Source organism: Thermoanaerobaculia bacterium (assembly GCA_018057705.1).
Classification (GTDB): domain Bacteria; phylum Acidobacteriota; class Thermoanaerobaculia; order Multivoradales; family JAGPDF01; genus JAGPDF01.
In genome coordinates, this window is record JAGPDF010000017.1 from 62,209 (window position 1) to 78,325 (window position 16,117).

Genomic DNA, 16,117 nt, shown 5'->3' on the forward strand with positions numbered 1-16,117 from the left:
AGGCGGGACGTCGGCGCGGAACGGATTCGGACAGATTCGGTGGCTTCCGGCATCGACGGCGCTTCGAGCGCTCGGACGGCTGTCGAAACTGAACCGCGGGGGCGCTGGAACTGTGCTACGAATCGGCTTCGAACGGAGCCCGTCATGAGCCTGGCCCTCGCCGCACGTCTTGCCTTGTCGTCGCTCGTCCTCAGCGCCCCGGCGCTTGCGGAGTCCCTGGGCTCGACGCCGATCTTCGGCGACGACTTCGAGTTCGGCGATACCGGCGACTGGTCGATGACGGTGCCGCTGCGCTGCGACGAGATCCGGCCGTTCGATCGCGATGTCGTTCCTGGCTCCTTCCTCCACGTCGCGCCGCCTCCGGCCGGCAACGACTCGACCGGCGACGGCTCTCCGGCAGCGCCGTTCGCGACGATCGAGCACGCCGCGGGCCTCGCCGATCCCGGGACCGCGATTCGTCTGTCTCCAGGGGTGCACGCCTCCGACCAGTTCCTGGGCGACCTCGAGGGAACCGCGATCGCGCCGATCTGGATCGGCGGCGAGCCCGGGCGGCTGCCGAAGCCGGTGATCTCCGGCGGCAGCGAAGCGCTGCATCTCGGGCGGGCGAAGTGGGTCGTCGTGCACGATGTCGAGATCCACTCGTCGACCGGGAACGGCATCAACGCCGACGACGGCGGCGAGACGGCGAATCCACTGGCCAGCCACCACCTCGTCTTCCGTCGGCTCTCGATTCGCGACATCGGCAGCGGTGGCAACAACGACTGCCTGAAACTCTCCGGGATCGGCGACTTCTGGGTGCTCGACAGCGCGATCGCGCGCTGCGGCGGCGGCACCTCGGGCAGCGGTATCGACTGCGTCGGCTGCCACGCTGGCCTCATCGCACGCAACCGGCTCGAGCAGATGTCGGGCAACGCCGTGCAGGCGAAAGGCGGCAGCGCCGATCTCGAGATCCGCTGGAACCACCTCCTTCAGCCGGGCGCGCGCGGCTTGAACCTCGGTGGATCGACCGGCTTCGCGTTCTTCCGGCCGCCGCTCTCGACGACCGTGGCGAACGCGGAGGCCCGCCGGATCGAGGCGATCGGCAATCTGATCGTCGGCGGCGATACGCCATTCGCTTTCGTCGGCTGCGTCGATTGCGTCGCCGCGCACAACACGGTCGTCAATCCAGCGACCTGGCTGATGCGCATCCTGCAGGAGACGACGAGCGGCGGGGGCTTCCCCTTCGAGCCGGCCGCGAACGGCCAGGTCGTGAACAATCTCTTCTACTTCGAGGATGGCGACATCTCGACCCACGTCAACATCGGCCCGAACACATCTCCCGCCACCTTCGACTTCGCGCACAATCTCTGGTTCGCGTGGGACGCGCCGGGAGCTTCGGCGCCGACCCTGCCGTCGGCGGAAGCTGGCGGAATCTACGGCCAGAACCCGCAGCTCACCGCCGACTGGCAGATTCCGGGCACCAGCCCGGCCGCCGGCGCGGGAACGGCGCAGGCCTGGCTGACGGGAGACCGTTTCGGGCGCTGCTACGGCTCGCCGCCGAGCCTCGGCGCGCACGAGGCGCCCTAGCGAGGCGCACGCCGCGCCGAATCTCGGCGGCAAGGTGAAGTCGCGCTCCGGGGGCTTCGGCTGTCACCTTTTGCCGACGGGTGGCCACTAGGGGATCATGACCACTCTTTCGATGCCCCGGCCCACTTCCAGCTCGCCCCTCTCCGACGTCGATCTCTGGCGCGCCTCCCGCGACGGCGATCGCGACGCCTTCGGGCGCATCGTCGAGCGCTATCAGTCGCTCATCGCCTCGATCGCCTACAGCCGCACCGGCGATCTCGCCACGGCGACCGACTTCGCGCAGGAGACGTTCGTCGCCGCCTGGCGAAGCCGGGACGACCTTCGGGAGCCGTCGCTCCTCAAGTCCTGGCTCGCCGGGATCGCGCGCAACCTGACAGCCAACGCTGCGAAACGGGCGAGCCGCCATGGCGGTGCACCTCTGGCGCTCGACGAGATTGCCGAGCCGGTCGCTCGCGAGGCGAGCCCCGAAGCCCGCGCCGTTTCGAGGCAAGAGGAGGAACTGCTGTGGAGAACGCTCTCCCAGCTGCCGGAGAGCTACCGCGAGCCGCTCGTGCTCTTCTACCGCGAGGAGTGCTCGATCACCGAGGTGGCGACGCAGCTCGAGCTCTCCGAAGACGCCGTCAAGCAGCGGCTGTCACGCGGGCGAGCCCTGCTCAAGGTGGAGCTCGCGACCCTGGTCGAGTCGGCACTCTCGCGTTCGCGGCCGGGAGCGGGCTTTACCGCCGGCGTGCTCGCGGCGATCGCCCTGACCGCACCCACGGGCGCCGCGGTCGCCGCGACCGTCTCCGGCGGCGCAGCCGCCGCCGGGGCGACCGGCGCCGCGGTCGGCAAGGGGACCTTCGGCGGAGTGGGCGGCGCGCTCGTCGCCGGCCCGGCCGCCGGTCTCCTGACTGCCTGGCTCGCTTCGAGGCTCGCGGCCGGCACGGCGCGCTCCGACGACGAGCGTCGGGCGATCGCCGCAGGCTTCCGGCGCGCGTTCCTCTTCGTCTTCCCGATGATCGCGCTGATCCTCGGCCTGGTCTGGGCCGGCACGACCCGGTTCGTCGATGCGCCGGCCTTCCTCGCGACCGCGACGACGCTCTGGACGGTGGCCCTGGTCGGTGGGCTGATCGGCATCGGGAAGCGGGTCGAGCGCCGGATCGCGACGCTTCGGGCGTCGGGCGGCGTAGGCGACGAGGCCTGGGCCGCCGAGCTGGCGCGCCGGGGAGTGGCGCCCGCGCGCGCCCGGCGATATGAGAGCCGCCTGCGGCTTCTCGGCCTGCCGCTTTTCGCCTACGCCTCTGGCGGGGTCGACGCGGGCGCCGCGTTCGACGGTTCCATGCGGCGCGGTGCGCGCGGTTGGCTCGCGGTCGGCGACCTCGCGCTCTCGCCGCTCGTGGCGGTCGGCGGCGTCGCCATCGCTCCGATTGCGATCGGCGGCGTGACTCTCGGGCTGCTCTCGCTCTCGATCGCCGGCGTCGCCGTCGGTGCGCTCGCTGTCGGCAGCCTGGCTTTCGGATGGGTCGCGTTCGGCATCGTCGGTGTCGGCTGGAAGGGGGCTGCCGGCGTGACCGCCATCGCGCACGACTTCGCGATCGGCACTCAGGCGAGCGCGCTTCACGCCAATACCCCGGTCGCAGCTTCCTTCTTTCGTGACGCCTCGTTCACCTCGGCGGTGGCCCTCTTCGGCGCCGCCGTGCCGGCGCTCATCCTGCTGGCGATCGTGATTCCGCTCGGGCTGATGGCGCGCCGCGTCTGGACACTTCGCCGAGGCGCTTCCGCCTCCCGGCCCGCCGGTTCGGAGGGTGCCCGGGTCGAGCTGCTCTCGCCGTTCCCGGCCGGCGAGCGTCTCCACGGACTCGACGCGTTGCGCGCCGGTGCCCTGCTCCTCGGCGTCGTCCTGCATGCGGCGATGCCGTACGTCCTGCCGCCGGGCTTGTGGGCCGTCGGCACGACGGCGCCGGTCCACTTCCTGGCCTGGCTCGCCTACACCCTCCACAGCTTCCGGATGGAGACGTTCTTCCTTCTCGCCGGCTTCTTCGGCGCTCTCGTCGTCGCGCGCCGAGGCGTTGTGCCCTATGTCGGCGACCGTCTGCGCCGCATCGTTCTCGTCTTTCTCGTGGCCCTCGTGCCGATGAAGCTCGCGCTCTCGGCGCTCTGGATCGCCGGCGGGCGCGCGACAGGCTGGCTGGTCCTGCCGCCCGAGTACGCCGAGCTCCCCTGGTACGAGCTGGCTCTGGGTTCGCTCTGGATCGAGAAGTTCCCCGACCTCGTGCTGACCCATCTGTGGTTTCTCTACTACCTCGCGATCGTGACCGGTCTCTTCCTCGGCGCACGCGCCATCCTCGTGCGTTTCGCCGCGCTGCGCGCGACCGAAGGCGCGAGCCGCCGGCTCTCGCAGGCTCTGGCAAGCCGCCTTGCGCCGCTCGGCCTCGCGCTCGCGGTCACCCCGATCCTCGCTCGCATGACCGGGATGGATATCGACACGCCGGACCGGACGTTGCGCTGGCATCTGCCGCTGCTCGCGCTCTACGGCCTCTTCTTTGCGCTCGGATGGTGGCTCGAGCGCCACCGCGCTGTGCTCACGCCGCTCGTCGCGCGGTGGCGACCGAACCTGCTTCTCGGGCTGGTTGCGAGCCTGGTGGGCTCGGCCGTCGTCGGCATCCGCTACTCGGCGGCGCCGTGGACGCTGGAGAATGCGGAGCTTCTGCGCTGGATGGGTTCGTTCGCGACGGCGGTCACCATGGCGCTTCTCGTCCTCGGGGGCCTCGGAGCTGCGCTGCGATTCGGCGCGAGCCCCTCGACCCGGGTGCGCGAGCTCTCGAATGCCTCGTACTGGATCTACCTCGCCCACCTGCCGCTCGTCGTCGGCCTGCAGCTCCTGGCCCACCGATTCGCGCTCCCCTGGTGGCTCGCAGTTCCGCTCGTCATCGTGCTCACGATCGCCCTGCTGCTGGGCGTCGACCGCCTCGCCGTCCGCTCGACCTGGCTCGGCGCCTGGCTGAACGGTCGCCGAAGGTAGGGGCGAGGGGGCTTTCAGACGGTTGACGATCGCTCTTGCGGTGCCGAGCCCACAGCCGGCGGAAGAGTGCCAACGCAGTGCGCGATAGCGGAGCACGCCACAAGCGGTGGTCCCGTCGTCCCGGAGAATCAGGAGTCTGGAGGTCTACCTTGCCACTCGCTGCGTCGAGGCTCGACATCCGCAGGGGGCCTGGCGTTCTGTGCTGGGCGCCGGCGGCCGCACTGCTCACCGTACTGGCGGCGACGAGCGCCCGCGCGCAGCCTTCCTGCCCGCCGCTGCCGCCTCCCGGAGGGGCCACCATCGAGGTCGTGCCCGAGCAGGCCGACGGCTTGCGCGCGATCGTGGCGGGAGCCGCGAGCGGCACCACGATCCTCCTGCACAACGGCATTTACGGCATGGATGGGGGCGACGCGGTTTCGCGGCTGGTATTCTCGACCCCCGGCGTGACGATGCGCTCGCTCTCCGGCAATCGCGACGCCGTCGTGCTGGATGGCAACTATCTGACGAGTGAGCTGATCTCGATCTCCGCCTCGAACGTGGTCATCGCCGACCTGACGCTGCGCGAGGCCTACGACCACCCGATCCATGTCGCGGGCAATCCCGCGCCGATCACCGGCACCGTGCTGCACAACCTCCGCGTCGTCGACCCCGGGCAGCAGGCGATCAAGATCAATCCGGTCGGGCAGGGCTGGGCCGACGCCGGGACGATCGAATGCAGCGCCATCGAGCTCACCGACGCCGGGCGTCCGTTCATCCGCGACAGCTGCTACACCGGCGGCATCGACGCGCATGCCGCCTGGGGATGGGTCGTGCGGCGCAACCGGATCTCCGGCTTCTGGTGCCCCGCCGGTCTCTCCGAGCACGCGATCCACTTCTGGAATGCGAGTCGCGACACGGTCGTCGAAGAGAACGTCATCGTCGATTGCGCGCGCGGCATCGGCTTCGGACTGCTCGCGCTGTCGGGCGACCGCGCCTATCCCGACGATCCCTACCCCGGGGTGGGCTACCTCGGGCACATCGACGGCGTCATCCGCAACAACTTCATCGCCGCGGCCGATCCCGACCTGTTCCAGTCGGACTCCGGCTTCGATGCCGGAATCGCTCTCGAACAGTCGCGCAGCACCTGGGTGATTCACAACTCGGTGGTGTCGACCGAAGTGCCGTTCTCCTCGATCGAATGGCGCTTCGCCAACACGCAGGTCCAGATCGTCAACAATCTGGTCAGCCACAATCTGCGCGAGCGCGATGGCAACCCGGAGGAGGTGCTGGCCGGGAATCTCACGGCGGCGCCCGCCAGCTGGTTCCAGTCGATACCCCAGGGCGATCTGCACCTCGCCGGCGAAACGCTGCCACCCGTCGACGCCGGTGCCGCCGTCGCAGCGGGCCTGGCCGATCGCGACATCGACCTCGCCGCCCGGCCCGCGGCGCGCGACATCGGCGCCGACGAAGTCGCCTCGCCGCTCTTTGCCGACAGCTTCGAGTCCGGAAGCCCGAACGCCTGGTCGATGGTGGTTCCTTGAGGCGACCGTCAGCACCCGGGGGCGATGAGACGGCGCCTCCTTCGACTCTCGATCGCCCGCCTCGCGAGCTTGGTTCTCTTTCCGGGATGCAATGATGGCGGCTGGCCCGTGCATCGTCGCCTGAACCCGAGTCAGGTAAAATCTTCGCATGCGGTTCGGTTCGCGTCTTTCAGATCGCTGGGCGGGTTTCCCGCTGGTCGTCGTCCTGCTCTGCGGCGCGAGCGAGGCGCGGGTCGTACTGGCCGGCGAGGGCGACCCCGACACGACCTTCAGCACCGACGGGAAAGTCGTTCTCGACCTGGGTGAGTACTCCACCGCCTACGCGGTGACGGCCCGCGCCGACGGCGATCTGTTGGTCGCCGGAAGGGTCCAGGGCCCGTGGACGGTCGCGCGCCTCCAGAACGACGGCTCGCCGGATCCTGGCTGGAGCTCCGTTCCCTTCGACTTCGCTGCCGATGGCGCCTACGCCACCGTGAGCGTGCTCGCGATCGGCAACGATAGCCTCGGTCGAACCCTGGTCGCGGGGCTGGCCGTGCCCGACGACAGCTTCGACTTTTATATGCCCGCGATCGCCCGGCTCGACGCGTCCGGCGCGCTCGACCCGACCTTCGACGGCAACGGACGGAGGTTCGTCGCCGCGCCGGCGGGGTGGACGCACGCCGCCACCCTGGACGCGGTGGTCCTGCCCGACGGGCGCTCCTACTTCCTCGGCAACTGCGTCGGATGCCTGCTGCCGGAAAAGAGCGGCCCGGGTACGTTTCTCCTTCGACTCGACGCGAACGGTTCGCCCGACCCTACCTTCTCGAGCGACGGCTGGGCGATGTATGCGGACGATCTTCTTTCGGTCGAGCCGCGCGCGCTCTCCGTGGAACCCGACGGCGCCGCGACGGCGGCCTTCAGGGTATCCTTCAATTTCAGTCCGCTCGGCGTCGTCGTCATCCGCTGGACCACGGCGGGAGAGCTCGATTCCTCGTTCAGCGGCAACGGCATCGGGGAGCTGGTGGACCGCGAGCCCGGCGCTCCCATCGACCTGGTGGTGAATCCGGACACCGGAAAGATCGTGGTGGGCATTCAAGTGTCGTTGCAAAGCCCCGGGGACGGCCTGCTCGGCCTCACCTCCCAGGGCGCGCGCGATCTCCAGTTCGGAGCCAGCGGCTGGCTCGACCTCGAGATCGAGGAAGGGACGGAGCTCGCCGCGCTCGAGCTCCAGAGCGACGGCAAGATCGTCGCCGCCGCCACGATCGACGCCAACGGCACGCAACCCGCGGGCTTCCTCGTGGCGCGGGTGCTCGACGACGGCACCTTGGACAATTCGTACGACGACAACGGCGTCAACCGCGTGGAGTTCGACCTGGTCGCGGATGGACCGGACGTCGCCCACGCTTCGACGATCTCGGGCGGACGCCTCGTCGTCGTGGGCTCCGCCGGGCGACTGCCGGCGCCGCAATCCGATTTCGCGGTCCTGCGCATCGAGACCGCGCTCGTCTTCGCCGATGGATTCGAGCGCGGCACCGCCGGGGCCTGGGCTCCGTGAAGGTCGCCGCGCCAGTCGCGCCCGCCCGCTGAGCCGCGCCGGACCGGCGGAGGGCTCAAGACGGCCGTGCCGGCGCCGCGAAGACCGGACGGCGAGCCTCTCATCGCCACCCAGATAGGCCGCTGAGAAATCCGTGACAGTTACTGAATTGTCGGGTCGTCCGGTGCCGGTCCGGACGCCGGGGAGTCCGAGCGCCGGGTCTTCGATCGACGCCTGGGCGAGCGGACTTTTGAAGTGCTCCCGCGCTGCGGCCTCGGTGAAGAGCACCTGCCGGGCGAAGCTCGCGAGTGGGGGCGCGCCCGTGGCGGGGCTCGTGATAGAAGTCCGTCGACTTCCGGACGGCCGACCTTCAGCCGGCCGTCCGGGCGATGCTCGACCATGTGACCCAGGTGACCCGCGACGCGACCCGCATCGCGCCCGAGAACCTGCAGATGCTGCGCGACGCCGGCTTCGACGACCGCACGATCCTGCAGATCACCGCCCTCGCCTCCTGGTTCAACTACATCAACCGGATGGCGGACGCGCTCGGAGTCGGGCGCAAGGGCGAACCCGTCGGATCGTGACGACGGGGGCCGGCATCGCCCCGGGCAGCGGACGCCTTCGTCCTTCGGCGAGGGAAGCCCAGAAACGCAGCCCGCTCGGAGGATCCGCGCGGGCTATTTCTTGGTATGGAGCTCCTTGTCGCGTTCGCCGTTGGTGAGTTTGAGCGCCAGTCCGGCGGCGGCTTCGCGTGCCATGCCTGCGGCGCCGGGCGCGTTGGGGCGGAAGGAGTAGAGCAGCGACCCGACCTCCTTGTCGCCGCTCTGCACTTCGATCGTGCCGCCGACGTAGGCCTTGCCGCCGAAGCCGAGGCCCAGCCGCAGGCCGGCATTCCCGGGCTCGAACTCAGCGATGGTGAACTTGACCTTCGTGGCACTCGCGGGATCGATGCTGTAGCCCAGGACCCGGCCCAGTTGCTCGGTCAGTTCCTTGGCGAACGCATCGGAGAACTCACCCGACTTCTCCTGGGAGGAGCCGTTGGCGACCTCGAGCGCGATGGCCGAGCCCTTCTCGGGCTTCCAGTCCTGCTCGGGCACGACGCGCACGAAGGCGGTACGGAAGTCCTTTGCCTGTGCTCCAGAGGCCGAGAGGATGGCGATCAGGGCGAGCAGAACCACGGCGAGGCGGGAGATGCGCATGTTAGGCTCCTTTTCAATCCAGTTCGATGACTGCGGCCGGGCCGATCCGGGCGCTCGAGGGGTATGGCGGCGGAACCTCCCAGAATCGGCCACGACGGCGATGCGAATCTCGACCGGGCCGGGAGCGAGATCACTCGCGGCCTGGCGGCGCTGCGGCGTGGCGAGGCCGGGGCCTTCGATCGACTGGTTCCGCTGCTCTACGACGAGCTGCGGAGGATGGCCCGAGGCCGCCTGCGCGGGGAGCGCAGCGGGCACACCCTCGACACCACAGCCCTCGTGCATGAGTCCTATCTCCGACTCGTGACGCAGCACGGCTTGAAACCCGAGGATCGGGCGGCGTTCTTCGCCGCCGCGTCGAATACGATGCGCCGGATCCTGGTCGATCATGCGCGCTCCCGGCGGCGGCAGAAACGTGGCGGCGATCTCTCTCCAATGCCGCTCGAGGATGGCGACCTCTTTCCTTCGGAGCGCGCGATCGACGAGACCCTGGCGCTGGAGGATGCCCTCGGGAAGCTCGAAGCCGCTCATCCGCGCGCCGCACGGGTTTTCGAGCAGAGACTCTTCGGAGGGCTGGAGCTCGAGGAGATCGCCGAGGCGGAGGGGATCTCCCTGCGGACCGCCGGGCGCGACTGGCAGACGGCGCGTGCCTGGCTGCGCGTCGTCGTCGGATCGGATCTCGACGGGCGGTGAAGCGCTCCTGGCCGGCGGTGCCTGGATTCGACGCCAGACTCTGTAGCCCCGAGCCTGCGCCATGACCACCGACCCGGCCCCCGAACGCCTGATCGCCGCACTGCGGCTTTTCGGCGAGCTGCTCGATTTGCCGCTCCCGGAGCGCGCCGAGCGGCTCGAGTCGATCGCCGTCGCCGACCACGAGTTGGCCGAGCAGATGCGTGCGATGTTGCGCGCCGACGGACCGGACGGTGCTCTCGAGATCGAACGCCATCTCGCGGCCGAGCGCGCCCCGCACGACCTCGCGTCCGACCTCGCTCCCGATACGAGGCTCGGAGAGTACGCGATCGTCCGGCGGCTCGGACGCGGTGGCATGGGCGAGGTCTACCTGGCGACCCGGCGGCGCGAGACGGTGGAGCAGACGGTGGCGCTCAAGCTCCTGCGCCGCGAGCTCGCGGAGCCGCGCGCCATCGCCCGCTTCCACCGCGAGTGCCGGATTCAGGCGCGCCTGAACCACCCGGCGATCGTGCCGCTGCTCGATGTCGGCATCGCCGCCGACGGACGGCCGTTTCTCGTCATGCCGTATGTCGACGGTCGGCCGATCACCGACTACGCCGATGGTCTGTCCCTGCCGCTCGGGGAGCGGATCCGACTGGTCGCCGGCTGTTGTCGCGCGGTCGAGTCGGCACACGGCAAGCTCGTAATCCACCGCGACATCAAACCGTCCAATATCCTGATCGAACCGGACGGCCGCCTCCGCCTGCTGGACTTCGGTGTCGCGACGGCGCTCGACGACGACAGCGAGCTCACGCGCCAGGCGCCGGCGCCGATGACGCCCGAGAGGGCCGCTCCGGAGCAGTTGCGCGGCGAACCGGCCTCGACCGCGACCGACGTCTGGGGTCTCGGAGTGCTGCTCTACGAGCTCGCCACCGGGCGCCTGCCCTACGAGACGCGCTCGCGCGACCCCGGTGCGATCGAACGCGAGATCCGCGAGCGCGGTCCGACCCGGCCGAGCCGCAGCGTTCCCCAGGGGAAGGACGCAGCCGCGCTCGCCGAGCGCGAACGGCTCGCGGGGCGGCGCTCGACGACGGCCCGGCGGTGGGTGCGGGAGCTGCGCGGCGATCTCGAAGTGGTTCTTTCCCGTGCGCTGGCGCCGGAGCCCGAGCGTCGCTACCCCTCGGCCGCGGCGCTGGCGGAGGATCTGGAGCGTCTGGTCTCGGGTCATCCGGTCGCCGCGCGCGCGGATACCTTCGCCTACCGCGCGCGCCGTTTCGCCGGCCGGCACCGGGTGGCCGTCGTCGTCGGCGCGGCCGCTGCTGTGGGCTTCGTGGCCCTCGCTGTCGCGATCGCCGTGCAGTCGGTCCGCCTGACGAAGGAGCGCGATCGCGCCACCGGCCTCGAGCGCCAGGCGAGCGCGGTGGTCGAGCTGCTGATCGGCCTGTTCGGCGCCACCGCACCGACGAGCGGTGCGGGCGTCGGCGAGATCTCGATCGCCCGCCTGCTCGATTCCGGTGCGGCGAAGGCCGAGGCGCTCGCCGCCGCGCCCGGCGTGCGGCAGGAGATGCTCGCCACGCTCGGGAGGATTCGTCTCGAACGCAGCGAGATCGCCGAAGGGCTCGAGCTGCTCGAGCGGGCGCGCCGGGTCGCGGAAGAAAACGGCGCCGACCTGCTCGATCCGGGAAGGCTGACGATCGAGCTCAATTACACCGAGGCGTTGGCTCGGGCCGACCGCGGCGACGAGGCCCGCGACCTTCTCGAAGCGCTGGCAGAGAGGCTCGAAGGTGAAGCCCGAACGCGGCCCGCCGAGCTCGCCGAAGCGCTCGCCCAGCTGTCTCTCGTCGTGCCCGCGAACGAGGGTCCGGCGATTGCCGAGCGGGCGCTGGCGCTCCGGCGGGGGCTCGTTCCGCCGCGTCCGGTCGAGGTGGCGGCGAGCCTCGATGCGCTAGGTAACCTCGCCTTCCGCGCCGGGGATCGCACGGCCGCGCGCGAGCGCTGGAGCGAGGCGCTGCCGATCCTGCGCCGCGAGCTGGGCGACGACGACTTGCGGACGTTGTCGACGCTCAACAACCTTGCAGCGGTCACTGCCGATCCTGCGGATCAGCTGCCGCTGCTGGAGCAGGTGGTGGCGGCCCAGACGCGGATTCTCGGCCCCGAGGCCGGGCCTGTCGCCAACACGCGCAACAACCTCGGTGTCGCTCTGGCGCTCCTCGGAAGATACGTCGAGGCCGAGCGCGAGCTGCGCGAGAGCCACCGCCTGCGGGTCGCAGTGCTCGGTGTCGACCATCGCGAGAGCGTCCGCACCTTGCGCAACGTGGCGCGTATCGTCGAGCTCGGCGGCCAGCCGGCCGCGGCGCTTTTGCTCTTCGACGAGGTCCTTTCCCGTCTGCCGGCGACCGGTCTGCCGAGCGACGCCTGGCCGCCTTTCGCGGCGCAACGCGCGGTCGCGCTCTGGCGAACCGGGCGCAGGGGCCAGGCAGAGCAGGATCTGCGCCGAGTTTTGGCGGACCTGCGGACCGCGTATCCCACCGGCCACGACGAGATCGCCACGGCGCTGCTGGCCCAGGCGCGCTTCGCGGCCGAGTCCGGCGATGCGATCTCGGCGCTCGCCGACGCGCGCGAGGCGCTCGCTGCGCGCGAAGCGCAGTACCCTCCCGGGAGTCCCCGGCTCCTCGAGGCCCGCGCCGAGGTCGGGCGAGCGCTCCTCCTCACCGGACAGCGCGCGGAGGGACGCCAGCTACTCGAAACGTCGTTGCCGGCGCTCGAGAGTTGGGGCCTGTTGCACCCGGACGATCGGGCCGCGCTGCGGGCGGCGCTCGCCGCGACGACCTCAGGGTAGGTCGGCCGACCAGAAGAGGGTCGTCGCCGACTCGAATCCGTCGACGAACAGCGTCCGTGCCGGCGAGCTGGCGCCGCGCTCGACCGCTCCGATGTCGCAGCCGTCACCCTCGGGGTTGTCGGGCACGGCCGCGACGTCGTGGGCGCGGTGGCTCGATGCCGCACCGCGCAGGCCGCGCTGATCCTGGCCGCTCGCCGGGCAGCTCCCCTGATCGATGACCGGGTGCGGCGTCTCCTGGAGGGGCAGATGAGTGGGGGTCGAACCGCCGTTTCCGGCCAGAATGTCGAGCCGGGGATCGATGGGGGAAGCGAGAGTCCCGACGAAGTCGCCCTGAAGGTTGGGCAGACCCGCGCCGGGACTGGCGGGGAAGGCCGTCTCGACGCAGGCACCGTCGGCGACGAGATTGAATCCCCCCGAGGTCAGCACGGCCCGAACGTCGCCCTCGGCGATCAGGATCTCCGGGCAGCGCGTCGGCGAGGCGTTGTCTTTTCCGCCGGCAATCACGGTGTTGGCGAGCTCGACCTCGAGCATCGAAGTCACCTGGTTGGCCAGAGCGATCGTACCGCCAGTCGGATCGCTGCTGGTCTCGTCGTCGTCGGACTCGTTGCCGAGGTAGGTGGAATCCCGGATCGTCACCGAGAGGGTTCCCGTCCCGACTCCCGAGAGGAGGTTGGCTCCGCCTCGCCAGTTGGCGCGGTTCGAGGAGAACGTGGAGTTCGCAACCAGCGTTTGGCCGACGGCCGACGCATAGAGGCCCCCTCCCGACCCGCTCGTTCCCGAGGCGAAGTTGCCGGAGAAAGTCGAATCGATGATCTCGACATCTCCGACTCCGGTCGCCGCGACACCGCCACCACCGCCGGCGATCGATTGAGCCTCGTTGCCATCGACCCAGACACGTTGGAGGCGAAGCGGACCCTGCGAGTAGATCCCGCCGCCGTTCGCGACCGCCCGGCAGTTGCGGATCGTGACGTCGAAGAGCGCGAGAGCGGGGCCGGGGCCCCACGCCAGGACGCAACCGCCAAAGGAGAGTATTCCGGGGACGGAGGCATACCCGTGGACAAGTGAGAGGTCGCGCACCACGTACTGCGTCGGCGAAGAGGCCCCAAACCAGAGCAGCTGGAACTGATCGCCGCCGTCGATCGTCAGGAGATCGCGGCCCGGACCCTCGAAGGCAACGCTCTCGTCGATGGCGGGCAAGGCCGAGCTGAGCAGAATCGTTCCAGTGACCGCGAATCGGATCCGGTCCGATTCACCGCTGCCCGACGGGCATTCGCCGGCAGCGCTGTTCTCGTTGGCGGCGAGAATCGCCTCGCGAACTGAGCAGAATCCATCTTCGGCGATCGCGTCGGAAAGCGTGTCGACGACGATGACGGCGGCCTTGGCCGGTGCGAGAGCCGCGAAGAGCAGATGCAGAAGCGAGAAACCAACGACAGTCTGGATGCGCATGAGAGAACCCCTCCGTCCAGCATGGCGACGAAAGGCGCACGCATCGGCCAAGGCAGGAAGTCTTCGGTCGCCCGGCGGCGGCCGGCTGATAGCGTCACGAAATGACCGCCGAGATTCCGCCTCGTCTCCCGTTGGCGTCGGCGCTTTCGACCGAGGTCACCGCTTGACGCTCTTCGAGGCGGCGGGGCGGTGGGGCGACGAGCTCGCGCAGGCGCTCGCTGCCGGCGCCGACCCGAACGCCCGCGACGAGCGTGGCCGCACGCCGCTCCATGTCGCCGCGAGGGTCGACGCCGCCCATGTCCAGCTGCTGCTCGACGCCGGCGCCGACCCCGACGCTCGCGACCACCGGGGCCTCGCGCCGCTGCACTTCGCTGCCAGCGTCGGCGCGCGCACGATCGCACTGCTCGTCGCCGCGGGGGCCGCCGTCGACCCGCCGGACGAGAACGGCCACACGCCGCTGCTCCACGCGATCCACGGCGCGTGGCGCGAAGCGGCTTCGGCGCTCCTGGTCGCCGGAGCGGATCCGCGCCACAGCGACCACAGCGGCGAGAGCGGTCTCGACGCTCTCTCGCCGCGGCTCGGGAGCGGCCTGATCGACGAAGTCTGGCGGGCGGATGCTCATCTTCATGGTCCCGACCGGTTGGGTGAGCACTTGCGTGGCCTCATCGACCAGGGCCTCGAAGGCCGGATTCTCATGGTGCTGGCGCCGCGGCTGCGAGAGGGTTACTTCTCTCATCTCGGCGGCATCGATCTGCCGCTCGCGACCTGGCACGAGCTGGCGCGGGACCTCGAGCGCTGGTGCATCGAACGCGGCGCCTGGATGGAGCTGGTCACCCTCTTCCAGTGCGGGCTGCCGCTGAAGCTGCCGGAGTCGCTCGCCAGCTCGAGCTTCCTGCGACAGGCCGACGTGTATGAGGTCTGCGCCATCCCCCCCGGGGAGGCGGCTTACGCACTGGTGGGCGCCGCCTCCGGCTCCGGACGGGCCGTGCCTTTCGTGCTGCGCCACGCTCCCGAGGCGGCTGCGGCGGCGAGCGCCGCGCTTTTTTCCCTGTTGGACGTCGGCACCTGGCCCACCAATGACGCGCTCGAGGCGCTGCGCAGCCGGGCACTTCGGGAGCTGGTCGAAGCGGGTGCGGACCTCGACGCCCCCGCCACGTCGGCGCTCGCGGCCGTCCACCGGGCGATGGGCCTGCCGCGGGGCGAACAGGGTGAGCTCCTCTGGGACGACGACCGCGACCTCGAGGCTCGCCATCCGTCGGTCGTGAGTTTCCTCTCCATTCTCGCTGGCGATCGCCGGGACCTCCCGCCGCTGTTGTTGTCGGCCGATCGCGGCAGCCCGATCGTGCCGCACCTCCTCGCGGCCGGAGCGCAAGCGGACGTCATCGATAGCGCCGGGCGCGGCGCGTTGCACTACGCCTGCCAGCGCGGCAGCGGGTTCGTGCGCTCGCTCGAGGGAGTGACCTGTCTGCTCGCAGCCGGCCTGGCGGTGGACGCAGCTGACCACGCCGGCTGGCGGCCGCTGATGCTCGCCAACTCTCCCGCGATCCTCGAAGCCCTCCTTCTCGCCGGCGCTCGCCCCGAGCTCAGTTCGCAAGAGTGCCGCCTCCTCGGCCGTGCAGCGGACGGGCAGCAGGCGGCGATCGACGCCGCGCGGCGCGGATGAGGCGACGATGAGAGGCCCCCGCCGGGAGGCGAGATACCGATCACCGCTTTCGAGACCGAGAGGCGCCGCGTGAGCGACTGGCCTCGCCACGACGAGGGCGAGCCGGATGCGGACGCGGAGGAGCTCTCGGCCGAGACGGTCGTAGAGCTGCCGCTCGAAGACGTTCTCGACCTCCACGGCTTTCCGCCGCGCGCCGTGCGCGAGATCGTCCTCGGCTATCTCGACGACGCTGTCGCCGCGGGCTTTCCGGCCGTGCGGATCGTCCACGGCCGGGGGATGGGAGTGCAGCGTGAAGCGGTGCGCGCGCTGCTGGCGCGCGATGGGAGGGTGGCCGAATTCTCCGACGCATCCCCGGCCCAGGGCGGCCGTGGCGCGACGCTGGTCCGCTTCCGGCGCGAATCGCGATGATCCGCTGCACCCTCGTCTCTTCGCCCGCCGCGCGGCGTCAGGGAAGGACGAGCGCGCGCGTTCCGCAGCCGGGGCCGTAGACGACGGCGTTGGCGAAGAGGCGCTGCGAGCCGAGGGCGGCGCCGCGCCACACGGGGTCTCCGGCGAAGAGAATAATCTGACCGGCGCCCACGCGCTCGCGGACGACGTATGCCGCGTTCGCGAAGCGCTCTCCGGCCTCGGGCCAGAGGAGTCCGGAGAGCCGCAGCGCCAGATCATGCCCGGCCGGAACCGCGCTCCAGCCGAGGGGCTTCCAT

12 protein-coding genes are annotated in these 16,117 nt (G+C 70.6%); 9 read left to right on the forward strand and 3 right to left on the reverse strand.

Annotated features, from left to right (window positions below):
- Positions 1-144: 144 nt before the first annotated feature.
- The 5 genes from KBI44_07940 (at position 145) to KBI44_07960 (ending at position 8,184) form a co-directional block, all read left to right on the forward strand.
- Positions 145-1,566, forward strand: coding sequence for a hypothetical protein (locus KBI44_07940; protein MBP9144398.1), 1,422 nt, complete (start codon positions 145-147; stop codon positions 1,564-1,566).
- 97 nt (positions 1,567-1,663) lie between these two features.
- A complete protein-coding gene (locus KBI44_07945) occupies positions 1,664-4,567 on the forward strand; it encodes a sigma-70 family RNA polymerase sigma factor (GenBank protein ID MBP9144399.1) in 2,904 nt (967 codons plus the stop codon).
- 149 nt (positions 4,568-4,716) lie between these two features.
- Positions 4,717-6,087 carry a right-handed parallel beta-helix repeat-containing protein gene (locus tag KBI44_07950; GenBank protein ID MBP9144400.1) on the forward strand — a complete coding sequence of 457 codons (1,371 nt, stop codon included), beginning with the start codon at positions 4,717-4,719 and terminating at the stop codon, positions 6,085-6,087.
- A gap of 148 nt (positions 6,088-6,235) precedes the next feature.
- Positions 6,236-7,621, forward strand: coding sequence for a hypothetical protein (locus tag KBI44_07955; GenBank protein ID MBP9144401.1), 1,386 nt, complete (start codon positions 6,236-6,238; stop codon positions 7,619-7,621).
- Positions 7,622-8,001: 380 nt separating this feature from the next.
- Positions 8,002-8,184, forward strand: coding sequence for a hypothetical protein (locus KBI44_07960; protein MBP9144402.1), 183 nt, complete (start codon positions 8,002-8,004; stop codon positions 8,182-8,184).
- 93 nt (positions 8,185-8,277) lie between these two features.
- Here the strand turns inward: KBI44_07960 and KBI44_07965 are convergent, their stop codons facing one another.
- Positions 8,278-8,799: a hypothetical protein gene (locus tag KBI44_07965; GenBank protein MBP9144403.1), complete on the reverse strand. Its 522-nt coding sequence runs from the start codon at positions 8,797-8,799 to the stop codon at positions 8,278-8,280.
- A gap of 63 nt (positions 8,800-8,862) precedes the next feature.
- Here KBI44_07965 and KBI44_07970 point away from each other — a divergent pair, with 63 nt between their 5' ends.
- Both KBI44_07970 and KBI44_07975 read left to right on the forward strand, forming a co-directional pair.
- Complete coding sequence (locus tag KBI44_07970) at positions 8,863-9,489, forward strand: sigma-70 family RNA polymerase sigma factor (GenBank protein MBP9144404.1); 627 nt, start codon at positions 8,863-8,865, stop codon at positions 9,487-9,489.
- Positions 9,490-9,550: 61 nt separating this feature from the next.
- Positions 9,551-12,304 (forward strand): protein kinase, encoded by a 2,754-nt coding sequence (locus KBI44_07975; protein MBP9144405.1) that lies wholly within the window; start codon positions 9,551-9,553, stop codon positions 12,302-12,304.
- Here KBI44_07975 and KBI44_07980 read toward each other — a convergent pair.
- Positions 12,296-13,750, reverse strand: coding sequence for a hypothetical protein (locus KBI44_07980; GenBank protein MBP9144406.1), 1,455 nt, complete (start codon positions 13,748-13,750; stop codon positions 12,296-12,298). The two genes, KBI44_07975 and KBI44_07980, sit on opposite strands and share 9 nt — an antisense overlap.
- Positions 13,751-13,913: 163 nt before the next feature.
- On the opposite strand from KBI44_07980, the gene KBI44_07985 reads away from it, so the two are divergent.
- Both KBI44_07985 and KBI44_07990 read left to right on the forward strand, forming a co-directional pair.
- Complete coding sequence (locus KBI44_07985; protein MBP9144407.1) at positions 13,914-15,413, forward strand: ankyrin repeat domain-containing protein; 1,500 nt, start codon at positions 13,914-13,916, stop codon at positions 15,411-15,413.
- A gap of 69 nt (positions 15,414-15,482) precedes the next feature.
- Positions 15,483-15,821 (forward strand): Smr/MutS family protein, encoded by a 339-nt coding sequence (locus tag KBI44_07990; GenBank protein ID MBP9144408.1) that lies wholly within the window; start codon positions 15,483-15,485, stop codon positions 15,819-15,821.
- 37 nt (positions 15,822-15,858) lie between these two features.
- Here KBI44_07990 and KBI44_07995 read toward each other — a convergent pair.
- On the reverse strand, positions 15,859-16,117 hold a 259-nt coding region (locus KBI44_07995), incomplete at its 5' end, for a hypothetical protein (GenBank protein ID MBP9144409.1).

Coding starts and splice junctions, on each gene's coding strand:
- KBI44_07945 (MBP9144399.1), top strand. CDS start 1,664: ATGACCACTCTTTCGATGCCCCGGCCCACTTCCAGCTCGCCCCTCTCC.
- KBI44_07965 (MBP9144403.1), bottom strand. CDS start 8,799: ATGCGCATCTCCCGCCTCGCCGTGGTTCTGCTCGCCCTGATCGCCATC.
- KBI44_07955 (MBP9144401.1), top strand. CDS start 6,236: ATGCGGTTCGGTTCGCGTCTTTCAGATCGCTGGGCGGGTTTCCCGCTG.
- KBI44_07940 (MBP9144398.1), top strand. CDS start 145: ATGAGCCTGGCCCTCGCCGCACGTCTTGCCTTGTCGTCGCTCGTCCTC.
- KBI44_07980 (MBP9144406.1), bottom strand. CDS start 13,750: ATGCGCATCCAGACTGTCGTTGGTTTCTCGCTTCTGCATCTGCTCTTC.
- KBI44_07975 (MBP9144405.1), top strand. CDS start 9,551: ATGACCACCGACCCGGCCCCCGAACGCCTGATCGCCGCACTGCGGCTT.
- KBI44_07970 (MBP9144404.1), top strand. CDS start 8,863: ATGGCGGCGGAACCTCCCAGAATCGGCCACGACGGCGATGCGAATCTC.